12 protein-coding genes and 1 other RNA gene are annotated in these 14,026 nt (G+C 70.3%); 2 read left to right on the top strand and 11 right to left on the bottom strand.

Going from position 1 to position 14,026, the window contains the following annotated elements:
• Positions 1-160: 160 nt before the first annotated feature.
• A complete protein-coding gene (locus ACFYZQ_RS29435; RefSeq protein ID WP_389154020.1) occupies positions 161-1,504 on the bottom strand; it encodes a hypothetical protein in 1,344 nt (447 codons plus the stop codon).
• A gap of 206 nt (positions 1,505-1,710) precedes the next feature.
• Between ACFYZQ_RS29435 and ACFYZQ_RS29430 the strand changes: the two genes are divergently transcribed.
• Positions 1,711-2,172 (top strand): ATP-binding protein, encoded by a 462-nt coding sequence (locus ACFYZQ_RS29430; protein WP_389154018.1) that lies wholly within the window; start codon positions 1,711-1,713, stop codon positions 2,170-2,172.
• A gap of 1,005 nt (positions 2,173-3,177) precedes the next feature.
• Here ACFYZQ_RS29430 and ACFYZQ_RS29425 read toward each other — a convergent pair.
• The 6 genes from ACFYZQ_RS29425 to ftsE all read right to left on the bottom strand — a co-directional run bounded on the left by ACFYZQ_RS29425 (position 3,178) and on the right by ftsE (position 8,197).
• The gene (locus ACFYZQ_RS29425; RefSeq protein ID WP_389154015.1) at positions 3,178-4,101 is read right to left on the bottom strand and encodes a hypothetical protein; all 924 of its coding nucleotides are present in this window, start codon (positions 4,099-4,101) and stop codon (positions 3,178-3,180) included.
• A 90-nt stretch (positions 4,102-4,191) separates the two neighbouring features.
• Positions 4,192-4,577, bottom strand: a transfer-messenger RNA (tmRNA) gene (gene ssrA / locus ACFYZQ_RS29420).
• Positions 4,578-4,707: 130 nt separating this feature from the next.
• Positions 4,708-5,250 (bottom strand): SsrA-binding protein SmpB, encoded by a 543-nt coding sequence (gene smpB, locus ACFYZQ_RS29415; RefSeq protein WP_355937342.1) that lies wholly within the window; start codon positions 5,248-5,250, stop codon positions 4,708-4,710.
• A 46-nt stretch (positions 5,251-5,296) separates the two neighbouring features.
• Positions 5,297-6,475, bottom strand: a complete 1,179-nt coding sequence (locus ACFYZQ_RS29410; RefSeq protein WP_389154011.1) for a S41 family peptidase — start codon at positions 6,473-6,475, stop codon at positions 5,297-5,299.
• A 67-nt stretch (positions 6,476-6,542) separates the two neighbouring features.
• The gene (ftsX, locus tag ACFYZQ_RS29405; protein WP_389154009.1) at positions 6,543-7,460 is read right to left on the bottom strand and encodes a permease-like cell division protein FtsX; all 918 of its coding nucleotides are present in this window, start codon (positions 7,458-7,460) and stop codon (positions 6,543-6,545) included.
• A gap of 47 nt (positions 7,461-7,507) precedes the next feature.
• Positions 7,508-8,197, bottom strand: coding sequence for a cell division ATP-binding protein FtsE (ftsE, locus tag ACFYZQ_RS29400; RefSeq protein ID WP_388803866.1), 690 nt, complete (start codon positions 8,195-8,197; stop codon positions 7,508-7,510).
• Positions 8,198-8,444: 247 nt separating this feature from the next.
• Here ftsE and ACFYZQ_RS29395 point away from each other — a divergent pair, with 247 nt between their 5' ends.
• Positions 8,445-8,636 carry a hypothetical protein gene (locus tag ACFYZQ_RS29395; RefSeq protein WP_388803863.1) on the top strand — a complete coding sequence of 64 codons (192 nt, stop codon included), beginning with the start codon at positions 8,445-8,447 and terminating at the stop codon, positions 8,634-8,636.
• A 93-nt stretch (positions 8,637-8,729) separates the two neighbouring features.
• On the opposite strand, the gene ACFYZQ_RS29390 is transcribed toward ACFYZQ_RS29395, so the two are convergent.
• The 4 genes from ACFYZQ_RS29390 to ACFYZQ_RS29375 form a co-directional block, all read right to left on the bottom strand.
• Entirely contained in the window at positions 8,730-9,383 is a 654-nt protein-coding gene (locus ACFYZQ_RS29390) for a hypothetical protein (RefSeq protein ID WP_389154006.1), read from the bottom strand.
• A 297-nt stretch (positions 9,384-9,680) separates the two neighbouring features.
• Positions 9,681-10,787 carry a peptide chain release factor 2 gene (gene prfB / locus ACFYZQ_RS29385; protein ID WP_389154003.1) on the bottom strand — a complete coding sequence of 369 codons (1,107 nt, stop codon included), beginning with the start codon at positions 10,785-10,787 and terminating at the stop codon, positions 9,681-9,683.
• Positions 10,788-10,901: 114 nt separating this feature from the next.
• Entirely contained in the window at positions 10,902-12,140 is a 1,239-nt protein-coding gene (locus ACFYZQ_RS29380) for a serine/threonine-protein kinase (RefSeq protein ID WP_389154000.1), read from the bottom strand.
• A 124-nt stretch (positions 12,141-12,264) separates the two neighbouring features.
• Positions 12,265-14,007, bottom strand: coding sequence for a protein kinase (locus tag ACFYZQ_RS29375; protein ID WP_389153997.1), 1,743 nt, complete (start codon positions 14,005-14,007; stop codon positions 12,265-12,267).
• Positions 14,008-14,026: the final 19 nt, after the last annotated feature.

Below are 14,026 nucleotides of genomic sequence, written 5' to 3'. Positions count from 1 at the left end.
AAGCCCGGGGCTCAGGTTTCGTGGAAGGCTGCGCACGGAATACAACTTCGGCGTCAGCGGGCATCCCGAAGCGGGGACTTCGAGCTCCGAGCTTCAAGTCGGGGCGTCAACGGTTGGCGCAGACGATGGCCCCAACGCAGCGTCCGAAACCCAGGGGCGCTCACGCAGCCTTGAGGGTGGCGACGTGCCGGGCGCGTTCCTCCAGCTCCTGTACCGCCCGTACACCCCGGTAGGTGGGCACGGCCTTGAGCAGCGTTTTCAGGTGTTCGTCTCCTCGGGCGGAACTGATGGTCATGTGCTCGTCGAGGAAGGCGCCCCATGTCTCGCAGGATGCCTCGACGTGCCGCATGCGGAACTGTCGTTCGGCGATCACACCGAGGCAGTGCAGACGGCCCTGCCGCTCCTGGGGGGAGCGCGCCCGGTTGGACTGGCGCAGGGCCCGGATGGAGCCTTCCTGGTCGCCAAGGTGCCAGCGCACCCCCGCCACGTGGAAGTGGAAGGCGGCTTCGTCGTATCCGCCCACCGCATCCCGGCGGCTGTCCGCCTGAGCCAGCGCCGTTTCCGTTTCCCGGAGCCGGGTGAGCGCGGTGTGCCGGTCACCGGTCAGGGCCGCCGATGCCGCCTGTTGCCCTCGCAGGAACGCCACCAGACGCGGGCCCGCGGAAGGGGCTGCCTCCGCTGCCGCGTCCGCCAGTTCCAGCGCCTTCTTCCCGTGCCCGAGGTGGGACGCCTGAAGGCTCATACCGCGCAGGGTGCGGCAGTAGGTGACGTGGTCCTCCGCCGCCCCGGCCAGGTCCAGTGCCTTCAGGTAGTAGCGCTGCCCGAGACCCTGCTTCTCCTCGTACATTGCCATCCACCCGGTCAGGTAGACGAGGTCTGCCACGGCGGCCCGCATGTCCATCTGGACCCGTTCACGCCCGGATGCCCGCAGGTAGGGGCCTGCGGTGTTGACCAGGAACGCCGCCGCCATGGGCCGTGCGTGCCCGGCGCCGACGGTGTCCAGGATGTCGGCGATCTTGTCCGTCATGGTGCGGACCGTCTCCACGTCCGACGCCCCGATGTGCAGGGTGCGGCCCGCGTCCGTCCTCTGCCTCGGCGCACCGGTCAGATCATTGAAGTCGGGCACCAGCAGCGCCAAGGAGTACAACCCGCCCGCCAGGACACTCCGCCTCGACGGGTCCATGTCCGCACGGCCCAGGTCGATCACTCCTTCCACCATGTCGTCCGGCTCCTCGGCAGCCACCGCCGACCACCCGAGTTCCACCGACGTCACGGGGCGCTTGAGGAGCCGGGAGAGAGCTTCTGTGATCGCTGGGCGCGCCTCCGGCTTCGGTGTGCTCCCCGCAAGCCAGTGCGAGACCGATGACTTGTCATAGCGCAGGGGGACGCCCAGCTCCCTGCCCACCGCATTCACCTTGCGCGCGAGCTGTGCGTTTCCCACCCCGGCCTCGGCCATCAGCCGCGCCAGGGGTTCGTTCGGTGTGCGTGAGCGTGCTGCTGCCATCCGAGTCAGCCCCTAAGCGTTCAACCAGTTCAACCCTTGGCCCAGTGTGCTCCCTACTCTTCGGGCCCTTACCCGAGTTGGCTATGTGTCAGCCGTTCGGGTCCGGCCAAGCTCGCCCTCGCCCACACGGCTCATGTGCCCCTGCTGTCCGCGTCTGTCTGCCGACGGGTGTGGGCAGCGTCCCTGCCGACGAGGTGAACGACGAGATGACGGCGACGACCAGGACGAGAACAGCACCACCGCTCACCCCATCCACCCGCGGCGTCCCCGCATATACCCAGACGCTCCCGTGCACCGCGGAGTCGGTGGCGTCGGCCCGACTCAGCATCCGCAACACTCTGACGTGCTGGGGTCTGGACGCCCTCGTCGGTGATGCCGAACTGATCGCTTCGGAGTTGGCCACCAACGCCGTCAGACACACGCGCCGCTCCAGTCCCGAGGGCCCCGGCCACTACCGGCTGACCATCGAACGCCTCTGCCCCCACACGGTCCGCCTGTGGGTGTTCGGCGGCTCCCGTGACAAGCCCCACCCGGGCAAGGCTGCCGACGGTGCGGAATCGGGGCGCGGCCTGACCGTGGTGGCCTTCCTCGCCGACCGCTGGGGCATCGAGCTCCGCCGCTCCGGGAAAGGCATCTGGGCCGAACTCGACGTACACGCCGTGCCGTGATCTGCGGCTGAGGCGAGACGCCAACCCTGGCCACCTGCCTCGGCAAGCCCCTGCCCGTCGGCGAAGCGCTGGGTCCCCGGTGCGTCTCCTCGCGGCTACGGCAAGTAGTAAGCCCAGAGCAGCAAGGACCACACGCAAGGAATCGACTGCGTCGCGCGGAGGCAGGACTCCGGGTGTCCGCCCTGCAGAGCCCGGCAGGGAAGCGCGGCATCCCCCACCGGTGCATCAGTGCGTGAGTCCCATAGCCAGTCCCACCGGCAGGGCACTCCAAACAGCACGCGGAGCTGTACGGCGACTGCGAGCGAGGGCCGACCGACCTGTCGATCCCCGTGATCTGCCCCGACGACTTGCCGCCCCCCCTCCTTGCCCCGTCGCCTCGGCGGCCCTGCCGTCCACCGAACTGGGTGAAAAGGCGGTGGAGTTGCTCATCGCCAAGCTGGGCGGGTCGGACGTACCCGGGGCGACGCTGCTGCCGCCCCGGATGACGGAACGGGCCAGCACGGCGCCGCGGGCGCTCGCGTGATGAGCCGTCGGTGTGTGCTGCCATCGGGGCGCCCGGTGTGCTGTACTGGGACGCAAGGAGGGCCCCCGCACCGGACCGGTTATCCGCGCGGAGGCCCAAGCTCAGCCGGAGCTGGTCGGATGCCCCCACCCTGTATGGGGACATCCGACTACCTGCTGAGCCACCAGAGCAGCCACCTCCTCACGTGCCTTGCCGCCCGCTCCGGCAGGCGCCGGACCAGCCGCATGACGAGAGTCGGCTCTTGCTCACGGTGACACCCCATCTGGAGGCGTCCTCCCTTCGACGTGAGGCGGCCTCACAGGGTCCCGGGACCGCTCTCGTCGGGCCGGGCCCCGAGGGGACGGGACCCGGTGTGAAGGGAGGACGCACCCGTCGGGTGCGTCACGGGGCAAGGTTAGCGGCATATGCACGCGCGCCGTGACCGTATGCGTTCACCGCACTCCGTTCGGTCAGGCCCGTACGGCGGTGCGTGTGCCGCGGGGTCACTCGTCCTGGGCGAGGTACTCGATCGTGTAGGGCACGTGATCCTCGCCGTAGCCGAAGCGTTCACCGAGGGCCAGACAGCGGGTGTACTGCCGCTTGGTGAGTTCCCCCCACACCGCCTGCAGGATTCTCAGCAGCAGCCGGAATCCGAGGTCGGGGTCGACCTTGACGACGACCTGCTCCAACGCGGTCGCGTGCTCGGGTTTCAGCTGGGGTGCGGCTTCCCGGACTTCGTGCAGGACAGCGTCCGCGAGGTCGGCCCGCACCGGGGGCAGCACGGGGGTGTGCTCGGGGGCGACCTCGGTGAGCCGATGCCGGCACGCCTCGGCGATCCGGCGCAGCCAGCCCGGTCCGTCGGTTCCGAAGCTCTCGGGGTGCGTGTCCGACGCGGCGGTCCAGAGCATGGTGAGAGTGTCGCCGGACAACGGGGACTCGAGCAGCCGGACGGCGTCCTCCCACAGTACGAGCGCCTGGACGCCGGGGATGTGATAGCCGTCGGCGACGACGGCCCGGTGGAGGAGTTCAGGCGCAGGAACATACAGCTCCCACCCCGGGTTGCACTCCCTGGCCAGTTCGGACAACCCGAAGTCCTCGTCGAAGCAACGCCGAGCGACCTCCAGGGGCCGCCATACGACGGTGAGACCCTCGTAGACGACACTGAAGGGATATCCGAACGGTGCACTGAGGTCGCCGAACTGGATGCAGCGCTCCTCCGGGACCGGCACCGCCGCCGTCTTGAGCGCCCTGAGGTAGAGCCGGAAGCCGAGATCGAGGTCGACCCGGGCGGCGATCTCCTCGAGCGCCGGCGCCAGGCCGGGTAGTTCTCCGGTGGACGCCCGGATCTCCGCCAGGATCCCGTCCCGGACGGTGTCGACGGCCGGCGGGCGCCAGTACGACCACGACGGGTCCGGTCGACGGCCCACCACTCGCCGGGGCGGCCGGGCCGCGCAGGAACGCGGGGCACGACAAAGGCCCCGCCGCTCGCGAGCGACAGGGCCTCGGCCACATGGGATGAGTGGAGATGGCGGGAATCGAACCCGCGTCCAACGGTGCGGAATCAGGGCTTCTCCGTGTGCAGTCCGCTTCGATTTTCTCGGCCCCGGAGATCACGCGGACAAGTCTCCGACGGGCTCAGTCACTGTTTGGTTTCCCTCTTCACCCCGTGACCGGGATCAAGGTTTAGTCCCCTAGCTGATGCCAGGATCCGGGTCGGGAACAGCCCCGGGCTGACACTCCTATGAGAGTTCGCTAGCTGCTAATTAGGCAGCGAGGGCGAACGAGGAGGAATCGCGCTTGGTGTTGGCGATTATTTTTTGCGACATATGGTTTACGAGATCATTGCCGCTTCCTCGACACGCTTCCCCTGCTTCGACAGCCGCTGTCGAAACCGATCATCCCCATGTTGTTTTTTCAACCCTCCCCGCCGGAGCGGAGAGGCTCACGCACCTGCTGTGCGGTGCAGATGCCATCGTACGTGACCAACGCGGGTCGGTGCCAGCGTATTCCCCCGGCCGGGCGACCGGGCGGTACTAGCCGCGCTGCTTGCGCCTCGCCGCCGCGATCGCCCGGTCCGACTCCCGCCGGTCCTGCTTCTCGCGCAGGGTCTGCCGCTTGTCGTACTCCTTCTTGCCTCGCGCGAGGGCGATCTCCGCCTTCGCGCGGCCGTCCTTGAAGTACAGGGCGAGGGGCACGATCGTGTGACCCGTCTCCTGGGACTTCGACTCCAGCTTGTCGATCTCCTCGCGGTGCAGGAGCAGCTTGCGCTTGCGGCGCACGGAGTGGTTGGTCCAGGTGCCCTGGCTGTACTCGGGGATGTGGGCATTGTGCAGCCACGCCTCGTTCCCGTCGATCTGGACGAAGCCGTCGGTCAGCGAGGCGCGCCCCTGGCGCAGCGACTTCACCTCGGTGCCGGTGAGGACGAGCCCGGCCTCGTAGGTGTCGATGATCGCGTAGTCGTGCCGTGCCTTCTTGTTCTGCGCCACGATCTTGCGCTTGCCGTCCTTGGCCGCCTTCGCGGCCCCTCCGCCCTGCTTGGGCTGGGACTCCTTCGGTACGTACATTCCCTTGCTCATAGTGCCGTCCATTTTCGCACTACGGAGGGGGGCCCGGGAAAGCCGTTTACGACGGGTCGCCCAGGCCGCTGAGCACCGTCTCCGCCCGCTGCAGCGCGTCCTGCCCGGCCTCCAGGTCGGGCGTGATGCCCCGGCCGTCGACGGCGCGGCCGGCAGGGGTGCGGTAGTGGCCGACGGTCAGCTCGGCGACGGAGCCGTCGGGCAGCTTGCTCGGCATCTGCACGGAGCCCTTGCCGAAGGTGCGGGAGCCGATGACGACCGCGCGCCCCCGGTCCTGGAGGGCGCCGGTGAGCATCTCGGCCGCGCTCATCGTGCCGCCGTCCACCAGCGTGACCAGGGGCCGGGCGGTGTCGCCGCCGGACTCGGCGTGCAGGGCGCGCTGCTTGCCGTCGACGTCGTAGGTGGCGACCAGGCCGCCGTCGAGGAAGGCGGAGGCGGCGGTGGTGGCCTCGCTGACCAGGCCGCCGGAGTTGCCGCGCAGGTCGAGGACGATGCCGCCGTCGGCCGGGACCTGCCGCACGGCGGCGCGGACGTCGTCGCCGGAGCCCTTGGTGAAGGCGGCGATCCTGATGACGGTCACCCCGTCGGGGAGCCTGCGGACGGTGACGGAGTCGGTGGACAGGCGGGCCCGGCGCAGTGTCTCGCTCCACGCGCGCGTGCCGCGCTCTAGGCCGAGGCGGACAGTGGTGCCGGCCGGGGCGTCCTGGGCGTCACCGCGCAGTAAGGCGACCACCTCGGTGATGGGGCGCCCGTCGACCCTGTGGCCGTCGACGCTGCGCAGCCGGTCGCCCTTGCGGATCCCAGCGGCGGCCGCGGGCGACCGGGACTGCACCCGGGTCACCTCGATCCGCCCGTTCCGCTCGCGCCGCGCCCACAGGCCGACGCCGGTGTACTCGCCGTCGAGTGCCTCCTGGAACTCCTGGTACTCGCCCTCGGAGTACACCGCGCCCCAGCGGTCGCCGCTGCGGCTGACGGCCCGCTCGGCGGCCTCCATGGGGGACTTGCCGTCGGCCATGGCGTCGGCGGCGGCCTTCTCGACGTCGTCGTGCCGGGTGCCGGTGCGGGCGGCCGCCTGCGCGGCCTTGCGGCCGGAGGTGTCCGGGTGGTCGCCGTCCGGGAGGGAGCCGGTGGCGGCTCCGGCGACCAGCACGCCCGCGAAGACCAATGTCAGGGCGGCCCCGCGGCCGAAACGGCGGGGCTGGCAGAACAGGTCGCGGCCCGACATGCGGGTGAGTCTAGGACAACGTGAAGGGCCGTACGCTCGGTTGAACGTACGGCCCTCTTGACGTGCGTCACACCTTCAGATACTTGCGCAGCGCGAAGAACGCGGCCAGCGACGGCATCAGCAGGCTCGTGGCCAGGATGAGCGGAAGCTTCGTCAACACGGCGTCCCAGCCGATGAAGTTGATCAGGTTCAGCTTCTGCGACAGGGCCAGGCCGTGGTCGATGATGAAGTACCGCGCGCCGACCATGAACGCGCAGGCCACCGTGCCGCCGATCAGGCCGGCGACCGCGGCCTCGGCGATGAACGGCGCCTGGATGTAGAAGCCGGAGGCACCGACCAGCCGCATGATGCCGGTCTCCCGCCGACGGCTGAACGCCGAGACGCGCACGGTGTTGACGATCAGCATCAGCGCGACCACCAGCATCAGCGCCATCACCATCCGGGCGGCCCAGTTCATACCGTTCAGCAACCCGAACAGGTTGTCCAGGATGCCCTTTTGGTCCTGTACCGACTGCACGCCGTCACGCCCGTCGAAGGCGGTCGCGACGACCTGGTACTTCTGCGGGTCCTTGAGCTTGATCCGGTACGACTCCTGCATCTGGTCCGGGGTGAGCGAACTGGCCAGCGGGGAGTCGCCGAACTGCTCCTTGTAGTGCTTGTAGGCCTCGTCCTGCGACTCGTACGTCACCTTCTCGACGACCGCCATCTTCTTCAGGTCGGCGAGGATCTGCTTCTTCTGGTCGTCGGTGACCGCGCCCTTGGCACATTTGGGATCGGACTCGGCGTCGCTCTTGTTGCAGAGGAAGATCGAGACGTTGACCTTGTCGTACCAGTAGCCCTTCATCGTGCTGACCTGGTCGCTCATCAGCAGCGAAGCACCGAACAGGGCCAGGGACAGGGCGACGGAGACGATGACCGCGAAGGTCATGGTGAGGTTGCGGCGGAGACCCACACCGATCTCCGAGAGTACGAACTGGGCGCGCATGGCGTCTTGTCAAGCCTTTCCGTGATCCAGGACCCCCTGGGGGTTCGTCAGTGCTGGTAGCCGTAGACGCCGCGTGCCTGGTCGCGGACGAGGCGGCCCTTCTCCAGCTCGATGACGCGCTTGCGCATCTGGTCCACGATGTTCTGGTCGTGCGTGGCCATCACGACGGTCGTACCCGTGCGGTTGATCCGGTCGAGCAGCTTCATGATGCCGACGGAGGTCTGCGGGTCGAGGTTGCCGGTGGGCTCGTCGGCGATCAGCAGTTTGGGGCGGTTGACGAAGGCCCGGGCGATGGCCACGCGCTGCTGCTCACCACCGGACAGCTCGCCCGGCATGCGGTCCTCCTTGCCGCCGAGCCCGACCAGGTCGAGCACCTGCGGCACGGACTTGCGGATCTCGCCGCGGGACTTGCCGATGACCTCCTGCGCGAAGGCCACGTTCTCGGCGACCGTCTTGTTGGGCAGGAGCCGGAAGTCCTGGAAGACCGTCCCCAGCTGGCGCCGCATCTGCGGCACCTTCCAGTTGGAGAGGCGTGCGAGGTCCTTGCCCAGTACGTGCACCTGGCCCTGGCTGCACCGCTCCTCGCGGAGGACCAGCCGCAGGAAGGTGGACTTTCCGGAGCCGGAGGACCCCACCAGGAACACGAACTCGCCCTTCTCCACTTCCAGGGATACATCCCTGAGTGCGGGGCGGGTCTGCTTGGGGTAGACCTTGGAGACGTTGTCGAATCGGATCACGGATGCACCACGGGTCGCCGGGGGTAGATGTGCGTGACCATACGCGAATCGGGTATGGAAGCGCAGTCGCCGGTCGCGTTTGTGGGGGCCTTGTGCGCTTTTGTACCGGGTGACGTCTCCCCGGGTCACGCACCGCATCTTCGCACCGGCCCCGCGGGAATCGCCGGAACCTGGCAAAGTGGAGGGGGAACGTTCTCGGTTCCGGAAGCGTTGAACGAGTGATGGCCGGTGCAAGGAGGGCGAGCGCATGACGTACGACCGGTTGGTGTGCGCGAACTGCGCGGCGCCCGTGAACGAAGGCCGGTGCCCCGTGTGCCGCGCCAACCGTGAGCGACTGCAGCAGGAGAACTTCTTCGCGGGGCTGAACCCGATGGCGCTGATCGCGCTGCTGGCGATGCTGATCGCCGCGGTCGCGCTGCTGGCGCACCAGACCGCGTAAAGACACTGCGAGTACGCCCGAAGGGCCCGGAGCGCCAAGCTCCGGGCCCTTCGCGGTAAGCGGTGGGCACGCATGGTACCCGAATGACTACCGTCAGGCAGCCGCACCGCCACGGCCGCCCACGAGACGCGGGAGGACGCGGAAGCCGATGCCGCCGGCGATCATGGTGGCGGCGCCGATGACCAGGAACGCGGTCTGACCGGCACCGGTCTCGGCGAGCTGGTCACCGCCGCCCTGGGCCTGGGTACCGGCGGGGGTGGCGTCCGAGCCCGTGTCGGTGAGGGCGGAGGTGCCCTCGTCCTGGGCGGAGGTGTTGGAGCCGCCGTCGGGGTTGGTCTTGTTGCCGCCGCCGCTGCTGCCGTGCCCGTTCCCGTTGCCGCCGCCGTTGCCGTGGTGACCGGGGCCCTGCGTGGGCGCGGAGGTGGCGGGGGGCGGGGTCGTCGCCGGGTCCTCGGTGGGCTCGGTCGGGATCTCCGTCGGGTCCGTGGGGTCCGTGGGGTCGGCGGGCGGCGTCGGGTCGCCCGGGATCGTGGTCGGCGCCGGGGGCGTCGGGTCGCCCGGGTCGCCCGGGTCGGTCGGGGGCGTCGGGTCGCCCGGGGCCGGGGCCGGTCCGTCGGCGCACAGGATGCCGAGCGTGCAGTCCGATTCCGTGGCGGAGGCGACACCCGCGGCGGTCAGCGAGGCACCCGCGGCGATCACGGCGCCGGCGGCTATCCGCGCGATCCGGATCCGCGTCTTCTTCGTCATATGGTTGCTACCCCCAGTAGCTGTCGGTCAATGGGGCGGCGCGCGGGGTCTGCCGTGATCGACGGGGGGCGGCTGGAGAAGTTCAACTCTCCGTGTGGGTCCCCCGGTTCACATGCGCCCCTGAGATACGCATGCCACGCTCACCTTTTCCATTTTTCAAAGCAACGTCAAGGCCGTTGCGTGCGCAATGTCCGACCGTGGTGCGTATGCCGGGAGTTGCAGCGTGTGAGTGTGATGTAAAACCCAGACAAAACAGCAACTGCCGCCCGGAAGGCGGCAGTTGCCAAGTCGACAAAGTTACTTCTCTTGCTGCTTGCGCCAGCGAATACCAGCCTCGAGGAACCCGTCGATCTCGCCGTTGAACACGGCCTCCGGGTTGCCGACCTCGTGCTCCGTACGCAAATCCTTGACCATCTGGTACGGGTGCAGCACGTACGACCGCATCTGGTTGCCCCAGGAGTTGCCGCCGTCGCCCTTGAGGGCGTCCATCTTGGCCTGCTCCTCCTGCCGGCGCCGCTCGAGCAGCTTGGCCTGGAGGACGTTCATGGCGGTGGCCTTGTTCTGGATCTGCGACCGCTCGTTCTGGCATGAGACGACGATGCCGGTGGGCAGGTGCGTGATGCGGACGGCGGAGTCGGTGGTGTTCACGCCCTGACCGCCGGGACCGGAGGACCGGTAGACGTCGATGCGCAGCTCGGACTCGTCGATCTCGACGTGGTCGGACTGCTCGACGACGGGCAGGACCTCGACGCCCGCGAAGGAGGTCTGGCGGCGCCCCTGGTTGTCGTAGGGCGAGATGCGCACCAGCCGGTGCGTGCCCTGCTCGACGGAGAGGGTGCCGTAGGCGTAGGGGACCTGTACGGCGAAGGTGGTGGACTTGATGCCCGCCTCCTCCGCGTACGAGGTCTCGTAGACCTCGGTCTTGTAGCCGTGCTGCTCGGCCCACCGCAGGTACATGCGTTGGAGCTTCTCCGCGAAGTCGGCGGCGTCGACGCCACCGGCCTCGGCGCGGATGTTCACCAGCGCCTCCCGGGCGTCGTACTCGCCGGACAGCAGCGTGCGGACCTCCATCTCGTCGAGCGCCTTGCGGACGGCGGCGAGCTCGGACTCGGCCTCGGCACGGGTGTCCGGGTCGTCCTCCTCGTCGGCCATCTCGAAGAGCACGGCGAGATCGTCGATCCGTCCGCGCAGCGCCTCCGCCTTCCTGACCTCGGCCTGGAGGTGGGAGAGCTTGCTGGTGATCTTCTGCGCCTCGTCCGGGTTGTCCCACAGGGACGGCGCGGCCGCCTGCTCCTCGAGCACGGCGACGTCTGCCCTCAGCTTGTCGAGGTCCAGAACGGCCTCGATCGACTCCATGGTCGAGGAGAGGGACTTGAGCTCTTCGGATACATCGACGACTGCCACGTCATCCAGACTAACGGTTCCTTCAGGCGTCCCCGGCCGAAAGGGGGCGCCCGGGCCGGTGCGGGCGGGCTCCGGGGGCTGCCGCCTCCGGGCCCCCGCCTCGGCTCGTTCGTCTCATGGCGTCGAAGAGGTGTGCGTGTTCTGCGGGGACGTCTCCGGGTCGTCGCCCGACGTCGCCAGCCACGCGCCGACCCCGAGCGCCGCCGCGAGCGCCGCCGCGGCCACCCCGAGAGTGATCCTGCGCCGCCGCGCCGCCGCCCGGTGCCGTGCCGAGCCGGGGCGGGGCGCTCCGGAGGCCCGGGGGGCACGTGCGGTGCCTCGCGCGCCTCCGGCCAGCTCGTCCGGCCCCGGCACGCGCATCGAGGTGTGCGTGTCCCGGTTGGAGTCCGGCTTGGCCCCCGGCACCAGGGACACCGCCCCGCGCCGCCGCACCGGCTCGCCTCCGGGCGACGCCGGGGACGCCGGCTCCTCGGCCGTGGTCTCCTCGGAGGTCTCCGCGTCCGGTTCGTCCACCTCCAGCGGCGGCATTCCGGCCAGCACCGGCAGTTGCTCCCGCAGCCGGGCCGCCAGCTCCGACGCCCGCAGGCGCGAGGCCGGCGCCTTGGCCAGGCACTGGACGAGGAGCTGCCAGAGCTCCTCGGGGATCCCGGGCAGCGGTACGACCGTCTCGGTCACGTGCCGCCGCAGCACGGCCCCGGGGTGCCCGCCCCCGAAGGGGGTGAAGCCGGCCAGCAGCTCGTACAGCACCGTGGCCAGGGCGTAGATGTCGACCGAGGCGCGCGGCGGCAGGCCCTCCACGAGCTCCGGTGCCAGATAGTCCGGGGTGCCGATGATCTTCGTGGCCCGGGTCCGCCTGGGCGAGTCGATCAGCTTGGCCACGCCGAAGTCCGTCAGCAGCGCCGGGTGCGCGCCGCCGGGGCCGAGCGGGCCCTGCATGTCCAGCAGCACGTTCTCCGGCTTCACGTCCCGGTGCACGACCCCGGCCGCGTGCGCCGCCGCCAGCCCGTCGGCGACGTCCGCGACGATCGCCACTGCCGCCTCGGGCGCGAGGCGCCGCTCACGCTCGAGGCGGGTGCGCAGGTCCGTGCCGCGGACCAGGTCCATGACGAGCGCGAGGTCGTTGCCGTCGACCACCAGGTCGCGCACCGACACGACGTGCGGGTGCTCCAGGCCGAGCAGCGCGGTGCGCTCCTGGACGAAGCGTCCGACGAGTTCCTGGTCGGACGCGAGGTCCTCGCGCAGCAGCTTGATGGCGACGGGGCCGTCCGGCCCCTCGCCCAGCCACACCGTGCCGGCGCTGCCCCGCCCCAGGATCTGGTGGGCGGTGTACCGGCTGCCGATCTTCCGTGCCAAGGCTGCTCCTACAGACGCGTGTTGTCGTTAAAACTACGCGTCCGACGAGCCAACCTTCACGGCGGAGGCGGAAATCACCCGTCAGATGTCGACAAATCCCCAACCCCGTGATCAGTCGCCGCGCTCACTTGCCGGTGGCGTTCCCGAGGTCCTTGACCCACTTCGTCGCCGTGCCGATCAGGTTGCTCAGCTCCTGCCAGTAGCTCCGGCCGGTCCCGATCCAGTCCTGCAGGGGGCTCAGCTCCCAGATCAGCCAGCCCGCGACGAACAGGATGACGATCGTGAACAGGCATCCCTTCAGGCAGCCGAGGCCGGGGATCTTCATCGGGTTGGCGCTGCGCTGCCGCGGTTCCCGGGGCTCCCGGGCCGGCCGCCGGGGCTCCGCCGGGGCGGGCGGGGCGTACCGCTGCGGCTGCTGCTGCGGTGCGTACTGCTGGGGCTGCTGCTGGGCGTACCCGGGCGGCGGCCCCTGCTGCCGGCGCTGCCGGGCCTGGCGCGGCTGCGGCTGCTGCGGGCGGCCCTGCTGCGGCTGGCGCGGCTGCTGCTGCGGCCTGGCCACCTGGCGCTGCGGGCGGCGGCGCAGCGGGTCCTCGTCCGGGTCGAGGTACTGGACCTGCGTCTGCTCGTTGCGGTCGCGGGCGGCGCGCATCTGGTTCTGCCAGGGGTGCGGCTGATCCGGCGGCTGCTGCCCCTGCTGCCCGGCGCCGGGCTGGTTGGGCGGCACCGGCGGCATGACGGCGGTCGGGTCCGCGGCGCCGGTGTTCGGCAGTACGGCGGTGGGGTCGGCCGCGCCGGTGTTCGGCAGTACGGCGGTGGGGTCGGCCGCGCCCGGCGGACCTCCGGTGTGGGGCAGGTAGCTGGTCGCCGCGTTCGGGTCGTACGCACCCTGCGCCGAGCCCGTTGGCAGCACCTGGGTGGGGTCGGCGGCCCCGGGCACGCCCGGGACGGCGGTCGGCGCCGGGTCGGGGGCGAGCAGGGCCCCGACGCCCTCGGCGGCGGCGATCTGCGCGCTGTTCGCGTGGACGCCGATGCCCTCGGCGACGACGCGCAGACCGCGCGCGAGGTTCTCGGCGCTGGGTCGTTCCTCGGGGTTCTTGCGCAGGCAGCGCTCTATGACCGTCCAGAGGGGGTCGGGGACCGTGGACGGGCGGCGCGGTTCGGCGCTCAGATGCTGGTGCAGGACCTCCAGGGCGGAGCCGCCGGAGAACGGCGGACGGCCGGTGACCAGCTCGTACAGCAGGATGCCCGCGCCGTAGATGTCCACGGCGGAGGTCTGGGGGCGGCCCTCGGCGCTCTCCGGGGCGACGTACGCGGGCGTGCCCACGAACTCGTGGGTGCGGGTCAGCCCCGGGGAGTCCGCCAGACGTGCGATGCCGAAGTCGGTCAGCAGGGGGTGCAGCTGGCCGTCGTACTGCTGGAGCAGCACATTGGCGGGTTTCAGGTCCCGGTGGACGACCCCGTCGGCGTGGCTGGCGGCGAGCGCGTCGGCGATCTGCGCGGTCATCAGCGCGGCGGCGACGGGTGTGAAGGGGCCGTTCTCGCGCAGGTAGCGGTGCAGGTCGGGGCCCTCGACGAGGTCCATGACGAGGGCGAGCAGATCGCCCTCGACGACCAGGTCGCGCACCCGGACGATGTTCGGGTGGGTGAGCCGGAGCAGGACGGACCGCTCCCTGAGGAACCGCATGACGACGTCGGGGTCGCTCGCCAGCTCCTCCTTGAGGACCTTGATGGCGACGGTCTCGCCGGGCTGGCCGGGCACGGCCGCCTCGGCGCCCGCGGTCTCGCGCTGGCGGGCTCGCCAGACGGTGCCCGTGGCGCCGCGTCCGAGCGGCTCCTCGAGCAGGTACTTGCTGCCTACCGGCCGCACGTCATGCGCTCCCTGCTGC

The sequence above is a fragment of the Streptomyces sp. NPDC001843 genome (assembly GCF_042891955.1).
Classification (GTDB): domain Bacteria; phylum Actinomycetota; class Actinomycetes; order Streptomycetales; family Streptomycetaceae; genus Streptomyces.
This window is presented reverse-complemented; position numbering and strand designations above follow the sequence as displayed.

What these genes read in the sequence shown, in the direction of transcription:
- ACFYZQ_RS29435 (WP_389154020.1), bottom strand. Translation starts at nt 1,504, where the DNA reads ATGGCAGCAGCACGCTCACGCACACCGAACGAACCCCTGGCGCGGCTG.
- ACFYZQ_RS29430 (WP_389154018.1), top strand. Translation starts at nt 1,711, where the DNA reads ATGACGGCGACGACCAGGACGAGAACAGCACCACCGCTCACCCCATCC.
- smpB (WP_355937342.1), bottom strand. Translation starts at nt 5,250, where the DNA reads ATGAGCAAGGGAATGTACGTACCGAAGGAGTCCCAGCCCAAGCAGGGC.
- ACFYZQ_RS29410 (WP_389154011.1), bottom strand. Translation starts at nt 6,475, where the DNA reads ATGTCGGGCCGCGACCTGTTCTGCCAGCCCCGCCGTTTCGGCCGCGGG.
- ftsX (WP_389154009.1), bottom strand. Translation starts at nt 7,460, where the DNA reads ATGCGCGCCCAGTTCGTACTCTCGGAGATCGGTGTGGGTCTCCGCCGC.
- ACFYZQ_RS29395 (WP_388803863.1), top strand. Translation starts at nt 8,445, where the DNA reads ATGACGTACGACCGGTTGGTGTGCGCGAACTGCGCGGCGCCCGTGAAC.
- ACFYZQ_RS29390 (WP_389154006.1), bottom strand. Translation starts at nt 9,383, where the DNA reads ATGACGAAGAAGACGCGGATCCGGATCGCGCGGATAGCCGCCGGCGCC.